Source organism: Shinella sp. GW835-FHT14H05, from assembly GCF_058793575.1.
The window spans coordinates 1-16,038 of record NZ_JBXAFY010000017.1; the positions used below are offsets into that span (position 1 = coordinate 1).

Genomic DNA, 16,038 nt, shown 5'->3' on the forward strand with positions numbered 1-16,038 from the left:
GAAAGTTGTGAGCGGCCGTTGCGGTCAAGGCGATCGAGACGAAGGCGTCCTTCGGTCACACCAGATCCATCGAGGTCGCGTCGGTGTGGCCAGCTCGGGGTGGATGGAATGCGACGACGTCAGCCGGATTGACGATCATCCGCCATCAGGCTGCGCAACATTCGTGCCTATGCTCATGCCCTCGTCAGCGCTGCAGGCCCGCTCCCGCCCTCGATGCCATCGCCGACGTCCTCGGTCGCATCACCGTTGCACCGGAAACGAAACCGCGCCGCTCGATGATGGCTCCCTCGGCCGGCGAGGCTGTCGGCCTGCCTGCGAAAGGGTCGTTCACTGCGTTTCATCCCCGTGCCGGCCAAGCGGGATAGAGCGCCTCGCATCTCTGGAGACGGCAGAGCGCCGCGCCGGTCCGCCAGTGCCGAGTCTCACCCGGTCAGTGTCGGCGGCCGCTCGCCGTCCCGGATCCAAGTGGCTCGCGGAACCGGTCAAAAGATGCAAGAATCGTGATAAAGGTCTCGGCGACGGAAGACGAGACCGGCGAAGCAGGATGAAGCAATGCTGAACACCGATACCCGCCAGGCGAACTGGCGGCGCGCCAATCCGGCAAAATACGATGCTCACCTTGCCGTGCAGCGCGCCGTGAAGGCAGGCGAACTGGAAAAGCAGACATGCGAGGTCTGCGGGCTCGAAGCGGTCGATGCCCACCACGATCAATACGACGAGCCCTTGAAGGTTCGATGGTTGTGCCGGCGCCATCATACCAGGCTTCACCACTATGGCGAGGACATGTTTCCGGTGCGGGATCGTCCGTAACAAGAGGCGCAACCGGGTCGGGGAGGACCCGAGCCCTCCCCTTGGATATCCGATCAGGCCGCCTCCCGGCTGGTCTCGGCATTCGGCTGAAGCGCGTGAAGATAGTTAACCGCACGCTGGGCATGCGCGGCTGCGGCGAAGATTGCGCGCTTGTCGGAGCCGAGGATAGCGGCCCAACTCTGGATGTAGGCGGCGTGGTCGGGACGCGGATCGAGTTCCGGCACGATCCCGAGATCGGCGCAAATCATCGCCGACCCAAGCTCTGCCACCATTTCCTCGAAGGCCCTCTCCCGGCGATCCTTGTGGTAGCGACTGAGGTCCCTGTTTAGCCGGCCAGGAGCCGAAGTCCAATGCAGAGTCTCATGGGATCTGATTGCGACCATTGAGGCCATATCCCTGAACAGTTCCGGCCTCGGCAATTGAATGTGGTCTGTGGAGGGGGAGTAATACGCCTTGTCGCCGCCATATCTAACCACTGCGCCTGTGTTATCCAGGAAACGATCCGCATGTTCGATGCGCTCGAGCGGTTTCGCGACCGGTTCCGGACGACGGTAGTAGTGCTCCGGCAGGGCCTCTATTTGATCGCAATTGAAGACAGTGTATGCCTTCAGGAACGGGACATCGCGCTCGATCTCGCCGCCGCTCGCATCCCTTTCGGTCCTGGTGAAGCGGCTGGCATAGACGACGGTCGCGCCGCTTTCGCCTTTGCGCACGTGGGCGCCGAGCTCATTTGCCTGGCGCAGCGTCATCCATGTCGCCGACTTAAAACCGCTGGCGACGCTCTCGGACCAGAGAAGCAGGACATTCAGGCCGGTATAGGGTTGGCCGTTATGCCGGAGCGGCCGGCTCACGCGCCCGGTCAGATTTTCAGCCCTCCAGGGCCTGACCCAGGGACGCACACCCTTCTCAAGATCGGCAACAATCCTGTCGGTGATGCGCGCGTAAATGTCCGTGCGGATGTGTTCCGATTTCCTGCTCATGGTTCATACCTCCATTTGAGGAGGCCGCGCCGATCGCGGCCCCGTCGCGAAGGGCCAAAAGCAGGAGCGACCGGGCGGCAAGCGCACCGGAACGGCCGGAACGCATGTGGAGGACGGTGACAGCCGTTGCGCCTTGCCGCCGGCTCCTGCAGGACCGGCGCACGGGACGGGCCGCGACCGGCGGATCATTCCGATCTTCTTTTTTTTTCTCTCTCTCTCTCTCTCTCTCTCTTCACCTGCCTCCTTGCGCCTTGCGATAAGGGCCAAAGAAATAGGCCGCCTTCGGGAGAAGACGGCCTCGATGCGGATCGGGATAGGGCGGAGCCGAAGCTCCGCCGGTACGGCCTCAGTCGAAGGCGGACATCTGCGCTTCGGCCGCCTTGCGGTCGAGCCTGTCGCCGGGATTGTCGACCGGCCGGTCGAAGGGCTTCCACGTCTCGCCGACGATCTGCTCGTAGGCGGCAACCGCGCCTTCGGCAGCCATCCTCAGTGCATGGGCCTGAATGCCCATGTCGGCGGCAAATTCACGCTTGCGTTGCGCGTTGCTGTCATAGCCGACCGGGCCGAGATCGTCTTCGCGGTCGTCGCCCGCCCCTTTGGCGGTGGCGTCGCGCGCCTCGGTGACGGCGCGGGAATAGAACTGTCCGGCGCCATGGGCCGATCCGACATAGGCGCCGACGATCCGCTGGAGATGGATCTGCATCGCCCGTTCGCCGAGCCCCTCGGAGAGACCGGTGGCGGTCGCGACGATCAGGCGTTCATGCATGTCGCGGATACCGTCGCTGTCGAGGATCGCGGTCCCGAAACTCTCGGCGATGCGGAGCGCCTGGCCCTCGTCGGGGCATGTGAGGCGGACCATTTCGAGGGTGGCGCCCTTGCGGAGCTGGACCACGCGCGCTGAAGGGCGGTTGGCCGGGCGGTTCGTTTGACGGGAGGTGCTTGCGGGCTTTGCCATGGCAGTTTCCTTTTCTGGCTTTCCGAAGCGGTTCCGGCCCCCTTGGCCGGTCTGCCCTTCGGTGCGGTCGAAGAGAACCTGCGCCAGCCGGGCGGTTCAGGGTCCGGGCGGGCCAGATCGAGCAAAGACGGTATGCGGGCAAGCGGGACCAACGGTCCTGTGCCGTTCCCGCGTGCCTGCTTTGCGACGAGCGGCATGACCGGCCGCCTCGCGGCGCGCAAGCGGCCTTGAACCAGACGGGCGCCGGTTCAGACCGCAGCAAAACCGAAGGGCAGACCGGAGAGGCGGCCGTGTCCAGATGCCATGGCGGACAAGGAAGCCAGCCATGCGAGCGCTACACCTCGTCATCCCCGACGCCGGCCGCGCCTTGTGCGGGCGCCGCGGTCGCAGCGTTCGCCGAACCAGCGCGGGGGCAGCCGATAGGACTGCAGCCAGGTCGGGCCATGGGAATTGCGCAGACCGCGCAGGATCCCGCCATCGTCATGGGGTGCCCCACCCATCCAGACATTGTTCAGAACGCTCTTCCAGCGCCGGCCGTGTCTTGCGGCATAGGCCTGCAGCGCCGTCTGCTGCTCGGGTGTGAGTGGCGGAAGCCGATCGCGCTTCGGCAGGCGCCGCCGCGTTTCCGGCACGCCCTCGGCACGAGCGACTTTCGCGGCAATCAATCGCTTGAGCTCGGCCACACCGGCGTCGAGGCAGGCCTTACCCTTGAGATGATGGAACTGCCGCCAGAAGGCGGCGCGCTCCTGAGATGTCGGACCGATACGGGCCGCGCGTTCGAGATCTCCGATCGTCGCCATGGCGCTAGACCTCCCCCCGGGTTTGAGGCTGAGGCTTTGCGGCGCAGAGGCTTTCGCGAAAGACGCCGATCGCGGCCTCCTGTCGAGCGAGCTTGCGGGAGAGTGCATCGATCTCCGGCTGGCGCTCGGCGGTGATGGCGGCGAGATTGGATCGATAGCGGGCGAGGAAGGCGTCCGGTTCGGGCGGCCTGCCACGGCGATATCTCGGCCGGCGAGCTCCAAGCGACGGGATCAAGGCCGTCATTTTGCGGATGATCTGGCGCTCGATCATGTCGAGCTGGTGCCGGGTCTGCCGGCAGGCCTCTTCCATGCGGCGCAACCGCGCCTGACGATCGATGGAGGGGATCATGGCGTGCTCCTCCCCGCCCATGTGACGAAGCTCGACCGGCGGTCATAGGCAACGTGCCGCGCCTCGTCGATGACGAAGCCGAACCGCCCGACCTGGTATTCGGTGGACGCAACCAGGAAGCGCCGTTCTTCGACATGAGCATCACGCCTTCCGCCGCGCGTCGCAATCACCTCGGTCATGCCGGGATGATGGTCGGAGTGAAGTGCTGATATCACGACCCAGTCGCCGGCATGTTCGCGTTCGAAGGCGCGCCGGTCCTTCACATGAGATTCACCAGCCGCAAGGACCGTGCCGGTGATCGCTTCCCAGGCATCGGGCTGCCAATCCTTGAGCGTTGCTTCCGCCGAACGCCGCTCGATGCTGGTGAAGAGGTCGGGAAAGGTGATGGCGACGGCCGCCCAGGACGAATCTTCCTCATAGAACCCGTCCTGTGAACGAAGCAGCGGATGGACTTTTTCGTTCCGCTCTGGCGAAAGCGAGAAGCCGCCATGGCCTGCCGTGGTGTGGGCAACAACGCCCTCCGCATAGAGCGTGGCCCCTTGCGACGGTCCCCACGGCGTATTGCAGGCGATGCGCACGGTCCGGCGTGCGAGTGCTTGAAGCTCGCGACTATGCTCGGCCTGCTCGATCATGCGGGCGCTGAAGGCGGCCTCATCCTCGATCGAACCATGGTACGAATAGAAATCGTCGCGGCTGAGCGCGGCAAGCGGCCGCGAAACGCGCCAGGCGCTCGCCAGCAGATGCCGGCCATCGCGGGATGGCAGCATGGCGAAGACGAGATCGCCGACGCGCGCAACGGCCATGCCGTCAGCGGCGCGGTCGAATTCCACGTCAGCAATCTTGTCGGTACAGACCTTGCGAGTTTGCGAGGGGATGGAGATCGGATTCATGGTGCGGTCCTCCGGTCATCAGCCTTTGCGTCTGCCTCGTCGGGCGTCACCGCCTCGAGCACGGCGCTCGGGTAGCGATGCGACCGCAACCAGGTCTCGGCAGCCTGCCGGTCTTCGGCGAGATGGAGCAGCTCGCGCGCTTCACCGGCGCGGTCGAAGATGCGCACCGCGCCGAGCGGCGGGCGCTCGAGGACCTTGAAGGTGAGATCGGAGTCGAGCCCGAAGGTCCGGTGGAGGGTGACGAGGATCATGGACTTGCCGCCGATGTCCTCCTGATGGAGCGTGAAATAGCCGGGCGACGTGTAGCTGCCGAGCTTGCGCGGCCCTTCCTCGCGGATGAGCCGGCCCTGGCTGTTTCTGGTTTGCCAGGCGGCGAGCTTCTTATGGAAACGTTCCGGCGGGCGGGGCTTGCCGTCGGACCAGGACACGAGTGAGCCGATCGGGGCGAGATCGAAGATCAGGGACGCAGACATGAGAAAGCCTCCAGTTCGGGTTCTGCGGTTGATGGAAACGAAAGCGCCGCCGGGGCAGCCGGCGGCGATCGTCATTCGGGAGGGAAATGCGGTCGGGCTATTCCGCCGCGATGCCGTAGGCGGCCTCGAGCTCGTCAGGCGCTTCGTTCGGAGCCTCGCGGGACGGGTCGTCGGTGTCGACGGCAGGGGTCGGCGCGGTGTCAACTCCGCCGGCACCACCATCGGCGGCGCCATCTTCGGCGTCGAGCTCATCGGCATGGCCGATCAGATCGGCGATCTCGCGCGGGTCGGGCGCGAACAGCGCGGCAGGGTGGATGAAGGTCGCTTCGCCCTTGAAGTGCTCGACGAGCGCCGTCCGCGTGTCGCGCACCCGCGGCTGCGGCTCCAGGCTGACCTCCCTGGCTGCGGTCTCGAGCGCCTGCCGCGACAGGCACAGGAGAAAGTCTTCCGTGCCCATGTTCGGAAGGTATCCGTCCGCGCCGATCGCCGCGCCGGCAATGCGCGAGACGACACCGCTGTTCGACATGCCGCGCCGGCACGACAGAACCTCGACTAGCATGGCGCGCGCAGCAACCCGCACCGTCTGGAGGTCGAAGGAGAGGCGTCCGTCCTGGTCGAGGAGTCGCGCCGCATGGCGCTTGAACCGCCTGGGACCGAACACTTGGTCGTTGGCGCCGGAGTCGACCCGGACATTCATGCCCGCGAAGGCGAGCACGAGCAAGGCCATCAGCGTGTCGTCCTCGATCGGCGCGCGGGCCAGCGCCTCGTGCAGCGCGTCGGTGCGGAAATCGCCGATCATGTCTTGGCCCTTCTGGGTGACGTCGGGGCGGGATTTGGCGGCTGCAGCGGCATCATCTCCGTCAGCGGTCGCGTCACCGTCCGCCGAGCCGGTTTGGCCCTTGGCCGCTTTCGGCTCCGGCATGCGGTAATGCACGCTCTGCACCTTGCCGTCGCGGTCGAGATAGAGGCCGGTGTGGTCGCCCTTGCCCGGCTTGCCGTAGACGCGTTCGGCCTTCTTCGGCAGTTCCGGCTGGCCCCAGCTGTTGACCTCGACGATGGCGCCCTTCTTCGGCAGGTTCGCCGTCATCCATTCCTGCTGGGCGCCGAGGAACGCCTCGACATTGGTCGTGTAGCGATTGTCCTCGTCGGCCGGACCGAACAGGTCTTCAGCCCACTCGATGCCGTAGGCCTGCCGCAGGTCGTCGCCGAAGCTCGCGTCACGCGCATACATGCGGGTCTTCGACAGCGCATTGGCGATCTGCCACCAGGCCGCGATGTCGCCCTTCTTCGGCTTGTTGGCCTTCCAGACTTCCTTCTGCTCGTCGATCGAAGCGGCGGCGATGGTGCGAAGCTGCTGTTCGTTCGGCATATCGCCCCTGGCCATCTGGTCGAGCATGGCGGGAAGAACATTGGCGAGCAGGCGAAGTTTCCGGATCTGGCGAACCGGCAATGCCAGCGCCATGGCGATCGCCTCCTCGGTCCAGCCCAGAGCCGCAAGCCGTTCCGTGCCGCGCCATTGGTCGATGGCGTTGAGCGGTTCTCTCGCGATGTTCTCGATCATCGAGCGCATCGCGCCATTGTCGTTGGCGGCATCGGTCACCAGCACGTCGATTTCCTCGAGGCCGGCGGCGATCGCCTGTTTGACGCGGCGGTGGCCGGCCTGGATGATGTAGCCGTTGCCGCCATCGGTTTCGGGCGAGATGACCGGCGGCTGGATGATGCCGACGGCCTTCACCGTCGCCAGCAACAGCGCATCGGCCTGCGGCGAGGACTTCGAGCGGCGGGCATCGTCGGGATTGTCCTTGAGAGCGCGCGGGTCGAGTTTGAGGATCTGCATGGGACCTGCTCCTTTAGGGGTTTCGGGGCGGCGATTGCCGCTCTTCCTGTCTTCAGTTTTTCCGAAGACACTTCCCGGACCGCGAAGCGGGCTTTCCGGTGCAACTGCGCGCGAGCGGCCCTGCCGTGACGCGCAAGCGGGGCTGACAGCCCTGCGCGGCGCGCGCGGCCGGGACGAGGAGCGGGCGGTTGAGCGGTCACGCGTCACCGGCAAGATCGCTTTGCGACCGGTTTTCCCTTCTTTTTCTTTCCCTCTCTTCCATCCCAACCGCTCACGAGCGGCACAAGGCCACCGATCGGCGCACACCCGACAGGAAGATTGTCGCCCGGCGGTTGAAATCATCGCCTTGAGGATGGCAAAAGAACGCGGGCTGATTGCATCGAGAATCACCCCCTCACGGCTCGGATTGTGCGTCTGCGCCATCGGTGATCGCTTGAGAAGGAGATGATGAGGATTGTCTACCAATGGCGATGGCATTGGGCGAAAGCGCGAGCCTCGTGATTGCGCTTCAAGCTCAAGGCGGCCCCTGGGGCTTGCGCAGGCCTACGTGACCATGATGACCAACCAGATCCTTGGCAATCCGCTTGAGGGCGAAACGCCGACGGCCCGCGTCAAGCTGATCGGTTTGATGACGCTGATCGGCGTCCTGCACAGCGAAGATCCAACCATCACGCTGACCCGGATGATGGAATTGACCGGCCTCACCAGGAGCGTCCTTGCTCAGGACATGCACGCGCTCGTGCAAAGAGGGCTTCTGATCGAAACCATGGGGAACAACTCGATGGGGCGCGGATTGGCCAGGCAATTCCAACTATCGCCTGCCGTCATCGAGACGCTCGGCATGATCATGGGGGAGCCGATCCGAGATGGGAGATGAATCCGAGGAATTATCGAAGACGCTTGCCTGGACCTGCGGCATGATCGAGGACTGCCAGCGTATTGCCCTCGCTTACTGCGAGGCGCGCGACCTGGTCGCCAGCATCCCGAAGGATAATGGCGACGCGAGACCACGTATCCTCGCCTGCTTCGCGCGGTCCGATGCCTATCGCGCCGAAGACGACATTGCCTGCGTCGGCTGGATATTGACCGCGATCCAGGAGCGGGTGAACGAACGCGACCTTCGCGACTGGCGCCAGTTGCGTAAGGTCATCAACAAGGCCATCGAGTTGTTGCCGCTGCGGGAAGCCACGATGCATTGAACGGCAATGTCAGGAAGAGCGGCGAACGCTCCGGTCGCGAATGCGTCACCTGGTTGGAGATGAGCCTGAATTCGGCATGGGCAAAAAAAGAGGGCCAGCGGAAGCCGCGGCCCTTGAAGTGTGAAGGTCAATAAACCTCCAGAGGGGAACAGCTGGTGCGGCGGAACTGGGAGGAGCGACCGCCATGTGCATCAGCTATCATCACAATGCCTGTTTTATGACCAATCGCAAACCACTTTTTGTGCAACGCAGCTATGCAAATGCTGCGGCGCATTCAAAAGTGCGTGACGCGGCCCTTCAGGCCGCTTGCAGTTCAGCACGCGCGTCGCCTGCAAGCGCCTCCTCCACCTCCCGCAACGCCTTACGCTTCTCCGCCAGTTCGTCGGCGAAGGCGAAGGCGCCACCTTGCCGCGACTGGTAGGAGGAAAGCCGCCGCTGGTACTCCGCCAACCGCTGGCGATAACGTTCGCGCTCCTCCTCGAAGCCGTCAAGCGCGTGTTCCAGCCTGGAGATGGCGCCAAGCGGCGTGACGGTGACGGCGAGATCGATCTCTTGGGTCGCGCCGGTGCGCTGAAGCAGGGTCTGGTAGTGGTAATTGTCACCCCGGCCAAAACGTTCGCCCTCATAGATGAGATCGAAGCCGCCGATCGAGGCGATGTGATCCTCACCTGGCCTCTGGAGCTGGACGAGGGTGAGGATTTCCTTCATCAGCGCGCGGCCGGCGTCCTTGCGCTCCGAGAATGGCCTGCCTGTCATCATCATCGCGAAGGCGTCGCCTGACGTCGGAACCAGCCGTTCGATGTCCTGGCTGATTTCACCGATGCGGCGGGTCGCCGTTTCGATCTCGCGCTCGGCGTCGCGGATCCGCCGGCGCACGGCGAAGAGGTCGTCTTCATGGGCGGCCCGCAACCGTTCCAGACGCGCGATATCGGCCTCGAGGCCTGCCTTCTGCATCAGCCGCTCGTCGCCACTGGCAATCGCCTTTGCCATGGCGAACTGGTTGGCCTGGCCTTCGTTCAGGTCGTCCAGCCGGCGGATCGAGGTGTCGCCGGAAAGCGCCGCCGCGATGAACCGCGCCTTTCGTTCGTTGTTCTGCCACATCGTGGCATCAAGGCTGCCTTGCGTGGCGTAGGCGTAGATATCGACCTCGTCATGCTGGTTGCCCTGACGGACGATCCGGCCCTCGCGCTGCTCGATCTGCGAGGGCAGCCATGGCACATCGAGATGATGCAGCGCCTTCAGCCTGAGTTGCGCATTGACGCCTGTGCCCATCGTCTCGGATGAGCCGATCAGGAAGCGGACCTTGCCGGCGCGAACGTCGCCGAACAGGCGCTGCTTGGCCTCGGTCTTCTTGAAGTCCTGCATGAAGGCGATTTCGGATGCCGGCACGCCCATGCGGATGAGCTCATCGCGGATCCAGCGATAGGCTGAAAATCCCCTGGTCTTCTCGACATTGATCGTGCCGAGATCGGAGAAGATCATCTGCGCGGCGCCCGGCAGTTCGTAAGGCTTGCCGTCCGGGCGGACATAGCTGTTCTCCGAGGTCTCCTGCCAGATGCGATGCGCGTTGCGGATCAGGAGATTGAGCTTGTTTTCCGGCTCGTCATCCATGTCAGGCGTCACCAGGCGCAGGTCGATCGCTGCATGGCGTCCGTCGGTGATGACGGAAAGCAGGATGTCGTCACCGGGCTCGGCAGGCCGATCACGCTCCTCGATCGCCTTGATGCGGGTTTCTAGGATCTGTTGATAGGCCCTGAAGGCTGGCGTCGGTGCGGCGGTGAGGATCTGCCGCTTGGCCGTCGCGACGTCAGGCACCTTGACGTATTGCCTCAAGTCCTCCGGCATCACCACGTCGGCAAAGGCGCGGAACATGGCAATCAGTTCGGGGACGTTGACGAAACTGGCGAAGCGGCTTACCGGCTTGTATTTGCCGGATGGCTGAAGCTCCAGTTCGGTGCGTTCATCCCCGAAGTTCGAGGCCCAGGCGTCGAACTCATGCAATCCGCGCTCGCGCAACGCCTCGTAGCCGAGCAAGCGCTGGATCGAGAACATTTCTCCGAGCGTGTTGGTGATCGGGGTGCCGGAGGCAAGCACGAGCGCCCGGCCCGGATTCTTCGTCTCGATAAGCCGAGACTTCACATAGAGGTCCCAGGCTTTCTGCGAGCCGTTCGGGTCTATGCCCTTCAGCGTCGACATGTTGGTGGCGAAGGACAGCTTGCGGAACTCCTGCGCCTCATCGACGACGATCTGGTCGATGCCGATTTCGGAGATGGTCAGCAGATCGTCCTTGCGGGTAGAAAGCGCCTCCAGCCGCTCAGCCAAACCTTCCTTCAGACGTTCGAGCCGCTTGCGCGAAACCCGGTCCTCATCATCGACCCTGGTCAGCAGATCCTCGTAAAGCTCCAGCTCGTCGTGGATCATCTGTTGCTCGAAGGCCGAGGGAACGCCGATGAACCTGAAGGCAGAGTGCGTGATGATGATCGCATCCCAGACCGCCGTCGCCGCCCGCGACAGGAAACGCTGGCGCTTGTCTTTGGTGAAGTTGGTCTCGTCAGCGACGAGAATGTTGGCCGACGGATAGAGCGCCAGAAACTCACGCGCCGCCTGCGCCAGGCAATGACCGGGAACGACAAGCATTGCCTTGGCGATCAGGCCGAGCCGGCGTTGTTCCATGATGGCGGCTGCCATCGTCATGGTCTTGCCGGCGCCGACGGCATGGGCGAGATAGGTGGAGCCGGAGGAGATGATTCTCCAGATGCCGCGTTTCTGATGCCCATAAAGAGTGAGGGCGCCTGAGGCGCCGGGAAGTTTCAGATGGGAGCCGTCGAATTTGCGCGGTGCGATGTTGTTGAAGCGGTCGTTGTAGACCCGCGCCAGCCGGTCAGCGCGATCCGGATCTGACCAGACCCAATTCTGGAAGGCTTGCCTCATCCGCTGGAGCTTGTCGCGGGCCGCTTCTGTATCGACGACATTCAGCACCCGGCGCTCGCCGCCTGTATCCTTGATCGTGTCGAAGATCTGCGGCACACGGCTGTTCAGCGCATCGCCGAGCAGTTCGCCGGCATGGCGGCGGCTGGTGCCCCATTCCGAAGTGCCGGTGGCGCTATAACCAAGTTGCCGAGCCTCGACCGTCCATAATCCCAGTTCCGGCATATGATGAATGCGGATCTCCGCCCCCATCATCTCCTTGACGAAGGCGACGACATCGGACGCCGGAATCCACGGCGCACCGAGGCGAGCGGTAATATCGGATGGACCCAGGTCGGCGGGCTGGACTTCCTGTAGCGCCGCGACATTGCGCCCGAAAGCCGGATCAAGCGCAGCCGCGGCTTGAGCAGCAGCAAGCTTGGTGCGGACCGGGCCGGAGAGATAGGCGTCGGACGTTTGCCACGAACCGTCGGTCGGATCGCAAAAGATCGCATCACCCAGTTCGGCAATAACCGCTTGCGCGTCACGATGCAGGAGTTCGGCGATATGCTCGATGTCGACGCGGCCGCGCGCGTTGAGCACCACGGCCAAGGCATCAGGCGCGGACATAATCACCGGGGCGGCAGGAGGCGAGATAACCCGTTCGGAAAAGATCGGACCGGGACGGGCGGTATCGGTTTCGAGGTCGTAATCCTCGATGGAAGCGACCAGCCAGCAGTCAGGATCATCGCGGAAGGGCTGAAGGTTTGGCTGGCGATGGGTTTCGCGCACCTCGACGGTCTCGGCATCCTCCGAGATCGACACCGTCGTGTGGTTGATTGGGCCGAAGTCGCGAACGAATGATGACCAGGCAATGCGGAGCCGTACCTGCAGATCCTTCCACGGGCGATCCTGCTCCTGGGCCTTCAGAACCTCGCGCACAGCATCCCGGACAGGGATCAGCTTTTGGATGATGCGGACATGCTTTCCGGACAGGCATTCGCCTGTCTGCCTCACGGCAGACCGCCCCTTGCGGACCTTGATCGGAACCGGGGAGCCGTCGACCATCTGCATGAGACCATGCCTGGCGTCGATGAAGAAGCTTCCTTCGCGGACCTTTTCAGATTGGCGACGGAGATCTACGACCTCCCCGAGCTCGTCCTCCAGTTCGATGTCGATTGCGGACGGCTCGCCGTCGTAGCGATCTTCCGGCAGGAGCGAGATGGCGGCATTCAGCGCCCCTTCGAGATCGACGCCGGCGCGGGGACGGCAGGTATAGGTCTCGCCGAACGGTCCGGAGGTCAAAGTGTGCTCACCCAGCACGAAATCCGGATGGCGCACAAACCAGCGATTGACGCGGATGGCGCCTTCGTCCTCCGTTGCAGAACGGACTTCATCGACGTCGAGCCAGGAAAGATCCGCCTCGGGCTCACCGGCCTTGCGTTTGCGCAAGAACAGGATGTCGGTCACGACATCCGTGCCGGCGTCGCGGCGGAAGCTGCCCTCGGGCAGGCGGATCGCCGCGATCAGGTCGCCGGATCTGGCGATATGCTCACGGGCGGCCGTATCCGCCTTATCCATCGTGCCGGCACTGGTGACGACGGCGGCGAAGGCGCCGGGCTTCAGGAGATCGATGGAGCGTGCGATGAAGTAGTCGTGCAGCCGCAGACCAAGCGGCCGGTATTGCCGGTCCGAACGCACACTGCGATCGGAAAAGGGCGGGTTCCCAATGACAAGATCGTAGACGGCTGAGAAGTCCGTGCGCGCGAAATCCCCCTCGATGATCCGCGCCTTCGGCTGCAGCAGCTTGACGATGCGTGCGGTGACGGGATCGAGTTCGACGCCGCTGACATGCGCTTTGTCACGATAGTTTTCCGGCATCAGCGCCGGAAACAGGCCTGTGCCGATGCCCGGCTCCAGAATGCGGCCGCCGCGCCAGCCCAGGCGCTGCAATCCCGACCAGATCGCCCGGATGATGAATTCCGGCGTGAAGTGGGCGTATTGCGTGCAGCGGGCAAGGCTCGCATAGTCGCGATCGGTGACGGCCGCCTCCAATGAGGACCCGAGATCGTTCCAGCCCTCGCGGAAATCCACCTCGCCCGGCCGTCGGAACATGGTGTTGGCGAGCTCGCCGGCGCCGAAGCCGGTAAAGCGGGCAAGTTTCACTTGCTCCTCGCGCGTCGCGGGGCGCTCCTGTTTTTCGATCTCATCGGCAAGCAGGATCGCCGCGACGTTGGCCTTGGCTCGCTCCTTCCAGGATGCGGCGAGACCGCGATCCTCGCCGTTGTCGAGATGGAAGTTGCTACGGACGCCGTGTCCAGGAGGAACCGCATTCTTTCGCGGCGCTGCGCGCGCCATCGCCGGGGCGGGCGCCGCCGGCGTAGGATCAGGATCGTCGTCGTCATTGTCCGGTTCAGGGGCGGTTCCGGCGGGAAATCCGCCGAAAGCGGTGACACCGAGGCCAAACCCGGAGGACAACCCGCTTGAGCCGAACATGTCGAGGGTGAAGGGGTCATCATGCGCCATAAAAAATTCTCCTGTTTGAAGGCGCGCGCCGGCTTGCCCGCCGGCAATGCAGGCGGTTCGGTCGCACGAGATTGGATGGGGAAGGGAAAGCGCCGTGGTCAGCGGCCCATCAGGCGGAGAGACAGGGACGTATCGTCCATGGTGATTGTCAGATGCGTCGCGTCCGGCGCGGCGGCAGTCAGCCGTTCGAGCTCAACGGCGTCGATGAATTCGACCCCGTCATCGCCTCCAAAATATCGGCGCTTGGTGTGCCAGTAGTCGGGATTGGTTTTCGGATTGCATTCCTCGGCATAGACGACGAGCGGGCGCTGGCCCTCGGCGAGTTTGCCGGAGGACATCGCATAAACGCCCTCGTCGCCGACCAGCCACAGGCCGGGTCTGGCGTCTGTTTCCGGCGATATTCCCTGATAGGGAACGCGATATCCGCCATTGGCCCTGGCGTCGGCATGGCCGCACTCGAGCACGGCGCGAATGTCGGTGATGGAGAAGGTGAACATGGGTCTCCTTCCTCACGCCGCGATGGCGTCGGGCAGGTAACGCAGATGCACCGGCAGCTTTGCCGCGATCTCAGCGTCGGTAAGGGTATCCAGCAGCTTCAGCGTCGTGCCGCCTGGCTTGGCGAAGAACATGACCGTGCGCTTGCCGCGATCGGCCTCCGGCCAACGCTCGCTGGCATAGCCGCGATAATCGTCGGCCGTGCTCGACCAGATATGCTCGAGACGCTCCTCGCGCGTCATCGCGCGGACGGGACGGGATTCGCGCTCGACGATTGCGGCGCGCATGCGCTCGCACGACCCCTTGTCGGAAAGGTCGCGATACCCATGGAAGTGCCGGATTCGCCCGTCGATCGACAGTGTGAAAAAGATGCTGGTGATCGAGCCGGTGAGGAATTCGCGCATGGCGAACATCTCGCCGCGCATGAAGAGCGGCGGCAGGATCTCGAACATATAGTCATGTTCGCGCTCACCGATCTCGAACCACTCGCCGCGGTAAAGCGCGCCGTCGTCGCCCTCCCATCGGTTCGGGCGCCCCGCATGGCGATCGAACATGCGGAACATCTGATGCCGGTCGGCGATGCCCTGGAAGACTTTGCAGATGGGAGAGAGGGTCATGAGCGGGCTCCTTTTGGCCTTCGTCGGGGCGAAAGCGCGGCGGAACCTCATGGTCGCCATCTTCTCTTCAGCCCTTCCTGACCCCTCCCCCCAGGCCGCCTCTCCGTCCGGACGGGTCAAGGGCCGGCTTCAGCCGGGCGAAGCTTCACCCTTGACGCGGCCGGCGGGCATGCGGCAGGCCTCTTCCGCTTCTCTCCCTTTTCCACGTCTTCTTTTCCTTCTCCCGCGCCCTGAGCGCGTCGTTCCAGTCCTCGACCGGCGGCATCAGACGCAGCCAGTCGCAACCGGCCGCATCGGCGATGTCGCGCAGCCGCGCGGCGAAGGTCTCGCCCTGGTCGTTGGCGTCCGTCGCGGCGACGAGCCGGGCGGCGGGACGTGCGGCGAGCATGCGTAGCGCGGCATCTGTTGCCGGCGACCATCCCCCGCCGGTACTGAGATATTGACTGCCTTCCCGTGCCCCTTCAAAGGCGGCCAGGCTCATGGCGTCGATCGCCGCCTCCGTCACGCACAGTCGCAAGGCGCCTATTGGACCGAACCGGAAGAGGACCTTCGACCCGCCGGTTGCAAAACCACGCCAGTCGGGGCCACGTTCCTCCCAGCCGGTGACGACACCGTCATCATCGACATGGGCCGCCCACATGCTGCCATGCGGGCCTTCCCGCAGCACGTTGAGCCGCATGGCGTCGCGAATGATCGCCTCGGACAGGCAACGCTCCTCCCGCAGATAGCGCCAGGTCATGGAGCCTCGCCAGGGTTTGCGGCGTTGCTCCCATCGGTCCTCAATGGATCTGAGGGACAAGGGCGCGTCCGCGGATCGGGTCCAGACCGGCTCCCTGGACACGAACCCGACCAGTGAGGCGACGCGGTCAAGTGCATCGACGAAAGCGACGCCGTCGAGGTGTCCGGCGAGGCTGAAGACGTCGCCCTTCGCGTCGGAAAGGGGATCGAACCATCCCCGCCCCTCATGGATGACGATGACGATTTCCGCACCGCGCCGGTATTTGAAGGCTCTGCGTGTGCTTTCCTGCCTGTCCACCGCAAAGCCCGCCTGCTCCAGCAGGGCGCCGCACGGAACCCGGTCCCTGAGGTCCTCCAGCTCTTCTTTTCTCATTCGTTTGCCGGCGCTCCCGCGTCCGCCTTTCTTGTCCGATTTCTCTTCCCGCAGTTTGCGGGACCGCCTGCCCCGGGCCGCGAAGAGCA

The 16,038-nt window shown here is 64.2% G+C and carries 14 protein-coding genes; 3 read left to right on the plus strand and 11 right to left on the minus strand.

Annotated features, from left to right (window positions below; genetic code table 11):
• Window positions 1-552 precede the first annotated feature (552 nt).
• Window positions 553-810: a hypothetical protein gene (locus AC1Q6Z_RS29940; protein WP_192321135.1), complete on the plus strand. Its 258-nt coding sequence runs from the start codon at window positions 553-555 to the stop codon at window positions 808-810.
• 53 nt (window positions 811-863) lie between these two features.
• On the opposite strand, the gene AC1Q6Z_RS29945 is transcribed toward AC1Q6Z_RS29940, so the two are convergent.
• The 7 genes from AC1Q6Z_RS29945 to AC1Q6Z_RS29975 all read right to left on the minus strand — a co-directional run bounded on the left by AC1Q6Z_RS29945 (window position 864) and on the right by AC1Q6Z_RS29975 (window position 7,094).
• Complete coding sequence (locus AC1Q6Z_RS29945) at window positions 864-1,790, minus strand: ArdC family protein (protein WP_192321137.1); 927 nt, start codon at window positions 1,788-1,790, stop codon at window positions 864-866.
• Window positions 1,791-2,136: 346 nt separating this feature from the next.
• A complete protein-coding gene (locus AC1Q6Z_RS29950) occupies window positions 2,137-2,745 on the minus strand; it encodes a hypothetical protein (protein ID WP_192321139.1) in 609 nt (202 codons plus the stop codon).
• Between the two features lie 344 nt (window positions 2,746-3,089).
• Window positions 3,090-3,545 (minus strand): hypothetical protein, encoded by a 456-nt coding sequence (locus tag AC1Q6Z_RS29955; RefSeq protein WP_246765504.1) that lies wholly within the window; start codon window positions 3,543-3,545, stop codon window positions 3,090-3,092.
• Between the two features lie 4 nt (window positions 3,546-3,549).
• A complete protein-coding gene (locus AC1Q6Z_RS29960; protein WP_271046327.1) occupies window positions 3,550-3,894 on the minus strand; it encodes a hypothetical protein in 345 nt (114 codons plus the stop codon).
• Window positions 3,891-4,784, minus strand: coding sequence for a DUF7007 domain-containing protein (locus AC1Q6Z_RS29965; RefSeq protein WP_371746609.1), 894 nt, complete (start codon window positions 4,782-4,784; stop codon window positions 3,891-3,893). The genes AC1Q6Z_RS29960 and AC1Q6Z_RS29965 overlap by 4 nt, the downstream gene beginning before the upstream one ends.
• On the minus strand, window positions 4,781-5,257 hold the full coding sequence (locus AC1Q6Z_RS29970; RefSeq protein ID WP_192321140.1) for a UCP036055 family protein: 477 nt from the start codon (window positions 5,255-5,257) through the stop codon (window positions 4,781-4,783). The genes AC1Q6Z_RS29965 and AC1Q6Z_RS29970 overlap by 4 nt, the downstream gene beginning before the upstream one ends.
• A 97-nt stretch (window positions 5,258-5,354) precedes the next feature.
• Window positions 5,355-7,094 carry a ParB/RepB/Spo0J family partition protein gene (locus tag AC1Q6Z_RS29975; protein ID WP_192321142.1) on the minus strand — a complete coding sequence of 580 codons (1,740 nt, stop codon included), beginning with the start codon at window positions 7,092-7,094 and terminating at the stop codon, window positions 5,355-5,357.
• A gap of 553 nt (window positions 7,095-7,647) precedes the next feature.
• On the opposite strand from AC1Q6Z_RS29975, the gene AC1Q6Z_RS29980 reads away from it, so the two are divergent.
• Entirely contained in the window at window positions 7,648-7,971 is a 324-nt protein-coding gene (locus tag AC1Q6Z_RS29980) for a hypothetical protein (RefSeq protein ID WP_271046339.1), read from the plus strand.
• On the plus strand, window positions 7,961-8,293 hold the full coding sequence (locus AC1Q6Z_RS29985; RefSeq protein WP_192321144.1) for a hypothetical protein: 333 nt from the start codon (window positions 7,961-7,963) through the stop codon (window positions 8,291-8,293). The genes AC1Q6Z_RS29980 and AC1Q6Z_RS29985 overlap by 11 nt, the downstream gene beginning before the upstream one ends.
• 297 nt (window positions 8,294-8,590) lie before the next feature.
• Here AC1Q6Z_RS29985 and AC1Q6Z_RS29990 read toward each other — a convergent pair whose 3' ends face one another.
• The 4 genes from AC1Q6Z_RS29990 to AC1Q6Z_RS30005 all read right to left on the minus strand — a co-directional run bounded on the left by AC1Q6Z_RS29990 (window position 8,591) and on the right by AC1Q6Z_RS30005 (window position 15,949).
• Window positions 8,591-13,726 (minus strand): helicase-like domain-containing protein, encoded by a 5,136-nt coding sequence (locus tag AC1Q6Z_RS29990; RefSeq protein WP_492650145.1) that lies wholly within the window; start codon window positions 13,724-13,726, stop codon window positions 8,591-8,593.
• 98 nt (window positions 13,727-13,824) lie between these two features.
• Complete coding sequence (locus AC1Q6Z_RS29995) at window positions 13,825-14,223, minus strand: DUF3085 domain-containing protein (protein WP_192321148.1); 399 nt, start codon at window positions 14,221-14,223, stop codon at window positions 13,825-13,827.
• Between the two features lie 12 nt (window positions 14,224-14,235).
• Window positions 14,236-14,838 (minus strand): DUF1419 domain-containing protein, encoded by a 603-nt coding sequence (locus AC1Q6Z_RS30000; RefSeq protein ID WP_192321150.1) that lies wholly within the window; start codon window positions 14,836-14,838, stop codon window positions 14,236-14,238.
• Between the two features lie 145 nt (window positions 14,839-14,983).
• Window positions 14,984-15,949 (minus strand): DUF3991 and toprim domain-containing protein, encoded by a 966-nt coding sequence (locus AC1Q6Z_RS30005; protein ID WP_192321151.1) that lies wholly within the window; start codon window positions 15,947-15,949, stop codon window positions 14,984-14,986.
• Between the last annotated feature and the right edge of the window lie 89 nt (window positions 15,950-16,038).

Excerpts from the sequence above, each read along its gene's own strand:
- AC1Q6Z_RS29940 (WP_192321135.1), top strand. The coding sequence starts at position 553 with ATGCTGAACACCGATACCCGCCAGGCGAACTGGCGGCGCGCCAATCCG.
- AC1Q6Z_RS29945 (WP_192321137.1), bottom strand. The coding sequence starts at position 1,790 with ATGAGCAGGAAATCGGAACACATCCGCACGGACATTTACGCGCGCATC.
- AC1Q6Z_RS29950 (WP_192321139.1), bottom strand. The coding sequence starts at position 2,745 with ATGGCAAAGCCCGCAAGCACCTCCCGTCAAACGAACCGCCCGGCCAAC.
- AC1Q6Z_RS29955 (WP_246765504.1), bottom strand. The coding sequence starts at position 3,545 with ATGGCGACGATCGGAGATCTCGAACGCGCGGCCCGTATCGGTCCGACA.
- AC1Q6Z_RS29960 (WP_271046327.1), bottom strand. The coding sequence starts at position 3,894 with ATGATCCCCTCCATCGATCGTCAGGCGCGGTTGCGCCGCATGGAAGAG.
- AC1Q6Z_RS29965 (WP_371746609.1), bottom strand. The coding sequence starts at position 4,784 with ATGAATCCGATCTCCATCCCCTCGCAAACTCGCAAGGTCTGTACCGAC.
- AC1Q6Z_RS29970 (WP_192321140.1), bottom strand. The coding sequence starts at position 5,257 with ATGTCTGCGTCCCTGATCTTCGATCTCGCCCCGATCGGCTCACTCGTG.
- AC1Q6Z_RS29975 (WP_192321142.1), bottom strand. The coding sequence starts at position 7,094 with ATGCAGATCCTCAAACTCGACCCGCGCGCTCTCAAGGACAATCCCGAC.
- AC1Q6Z_RS29980 (WP_271046339.1), top strand. The coding sequence starts at position 7,648 with ATGATGACCAACCAGATCCTTGGCAATCCGCTTGAGGGCGAAACGCCG.
- AC1Q6Z_RS29985 (WP_192321144.1), top strand. The coding sequence starts at position 7,961 with ATGGGAGATGAATCCGAGGAATTATCGAAGACGCTTGCCTGGACCTGC.
- AC1Q6Z_RS29990 (WP_492650145.1), bottom strand. The coding sequence starts at position 13,726 with ATGGCGCATGATGACCCCTTCACCCTCGACATGTTCGGCTCAAGCGGG.
- AC1Q6Z_RS29995 (WP_192321148.1), bottom strand. The coding sequence starts at position 14,223 with ATGTTCACCTTCTCCATCACCGACATTCGCGCCGTGCTCGAGTGCGGC.
- AC1Q6Z_RS30000 (WP_192321150.1), bottom strand. The coding sequence starts at position 14,838 with ATGACCCTCTCTCCCATCTGCAAAGTCTTCCAGGGCATCGCCGACCGG.
- AC1Q6Z_RS30005 (WP_192321151.1), bottom strand. The coding sequence starts at position 15,949 with ATGAGAAAAGAAGAGCTGGAGGACCTCAGGGACCGGGTTCCGTGCGGC.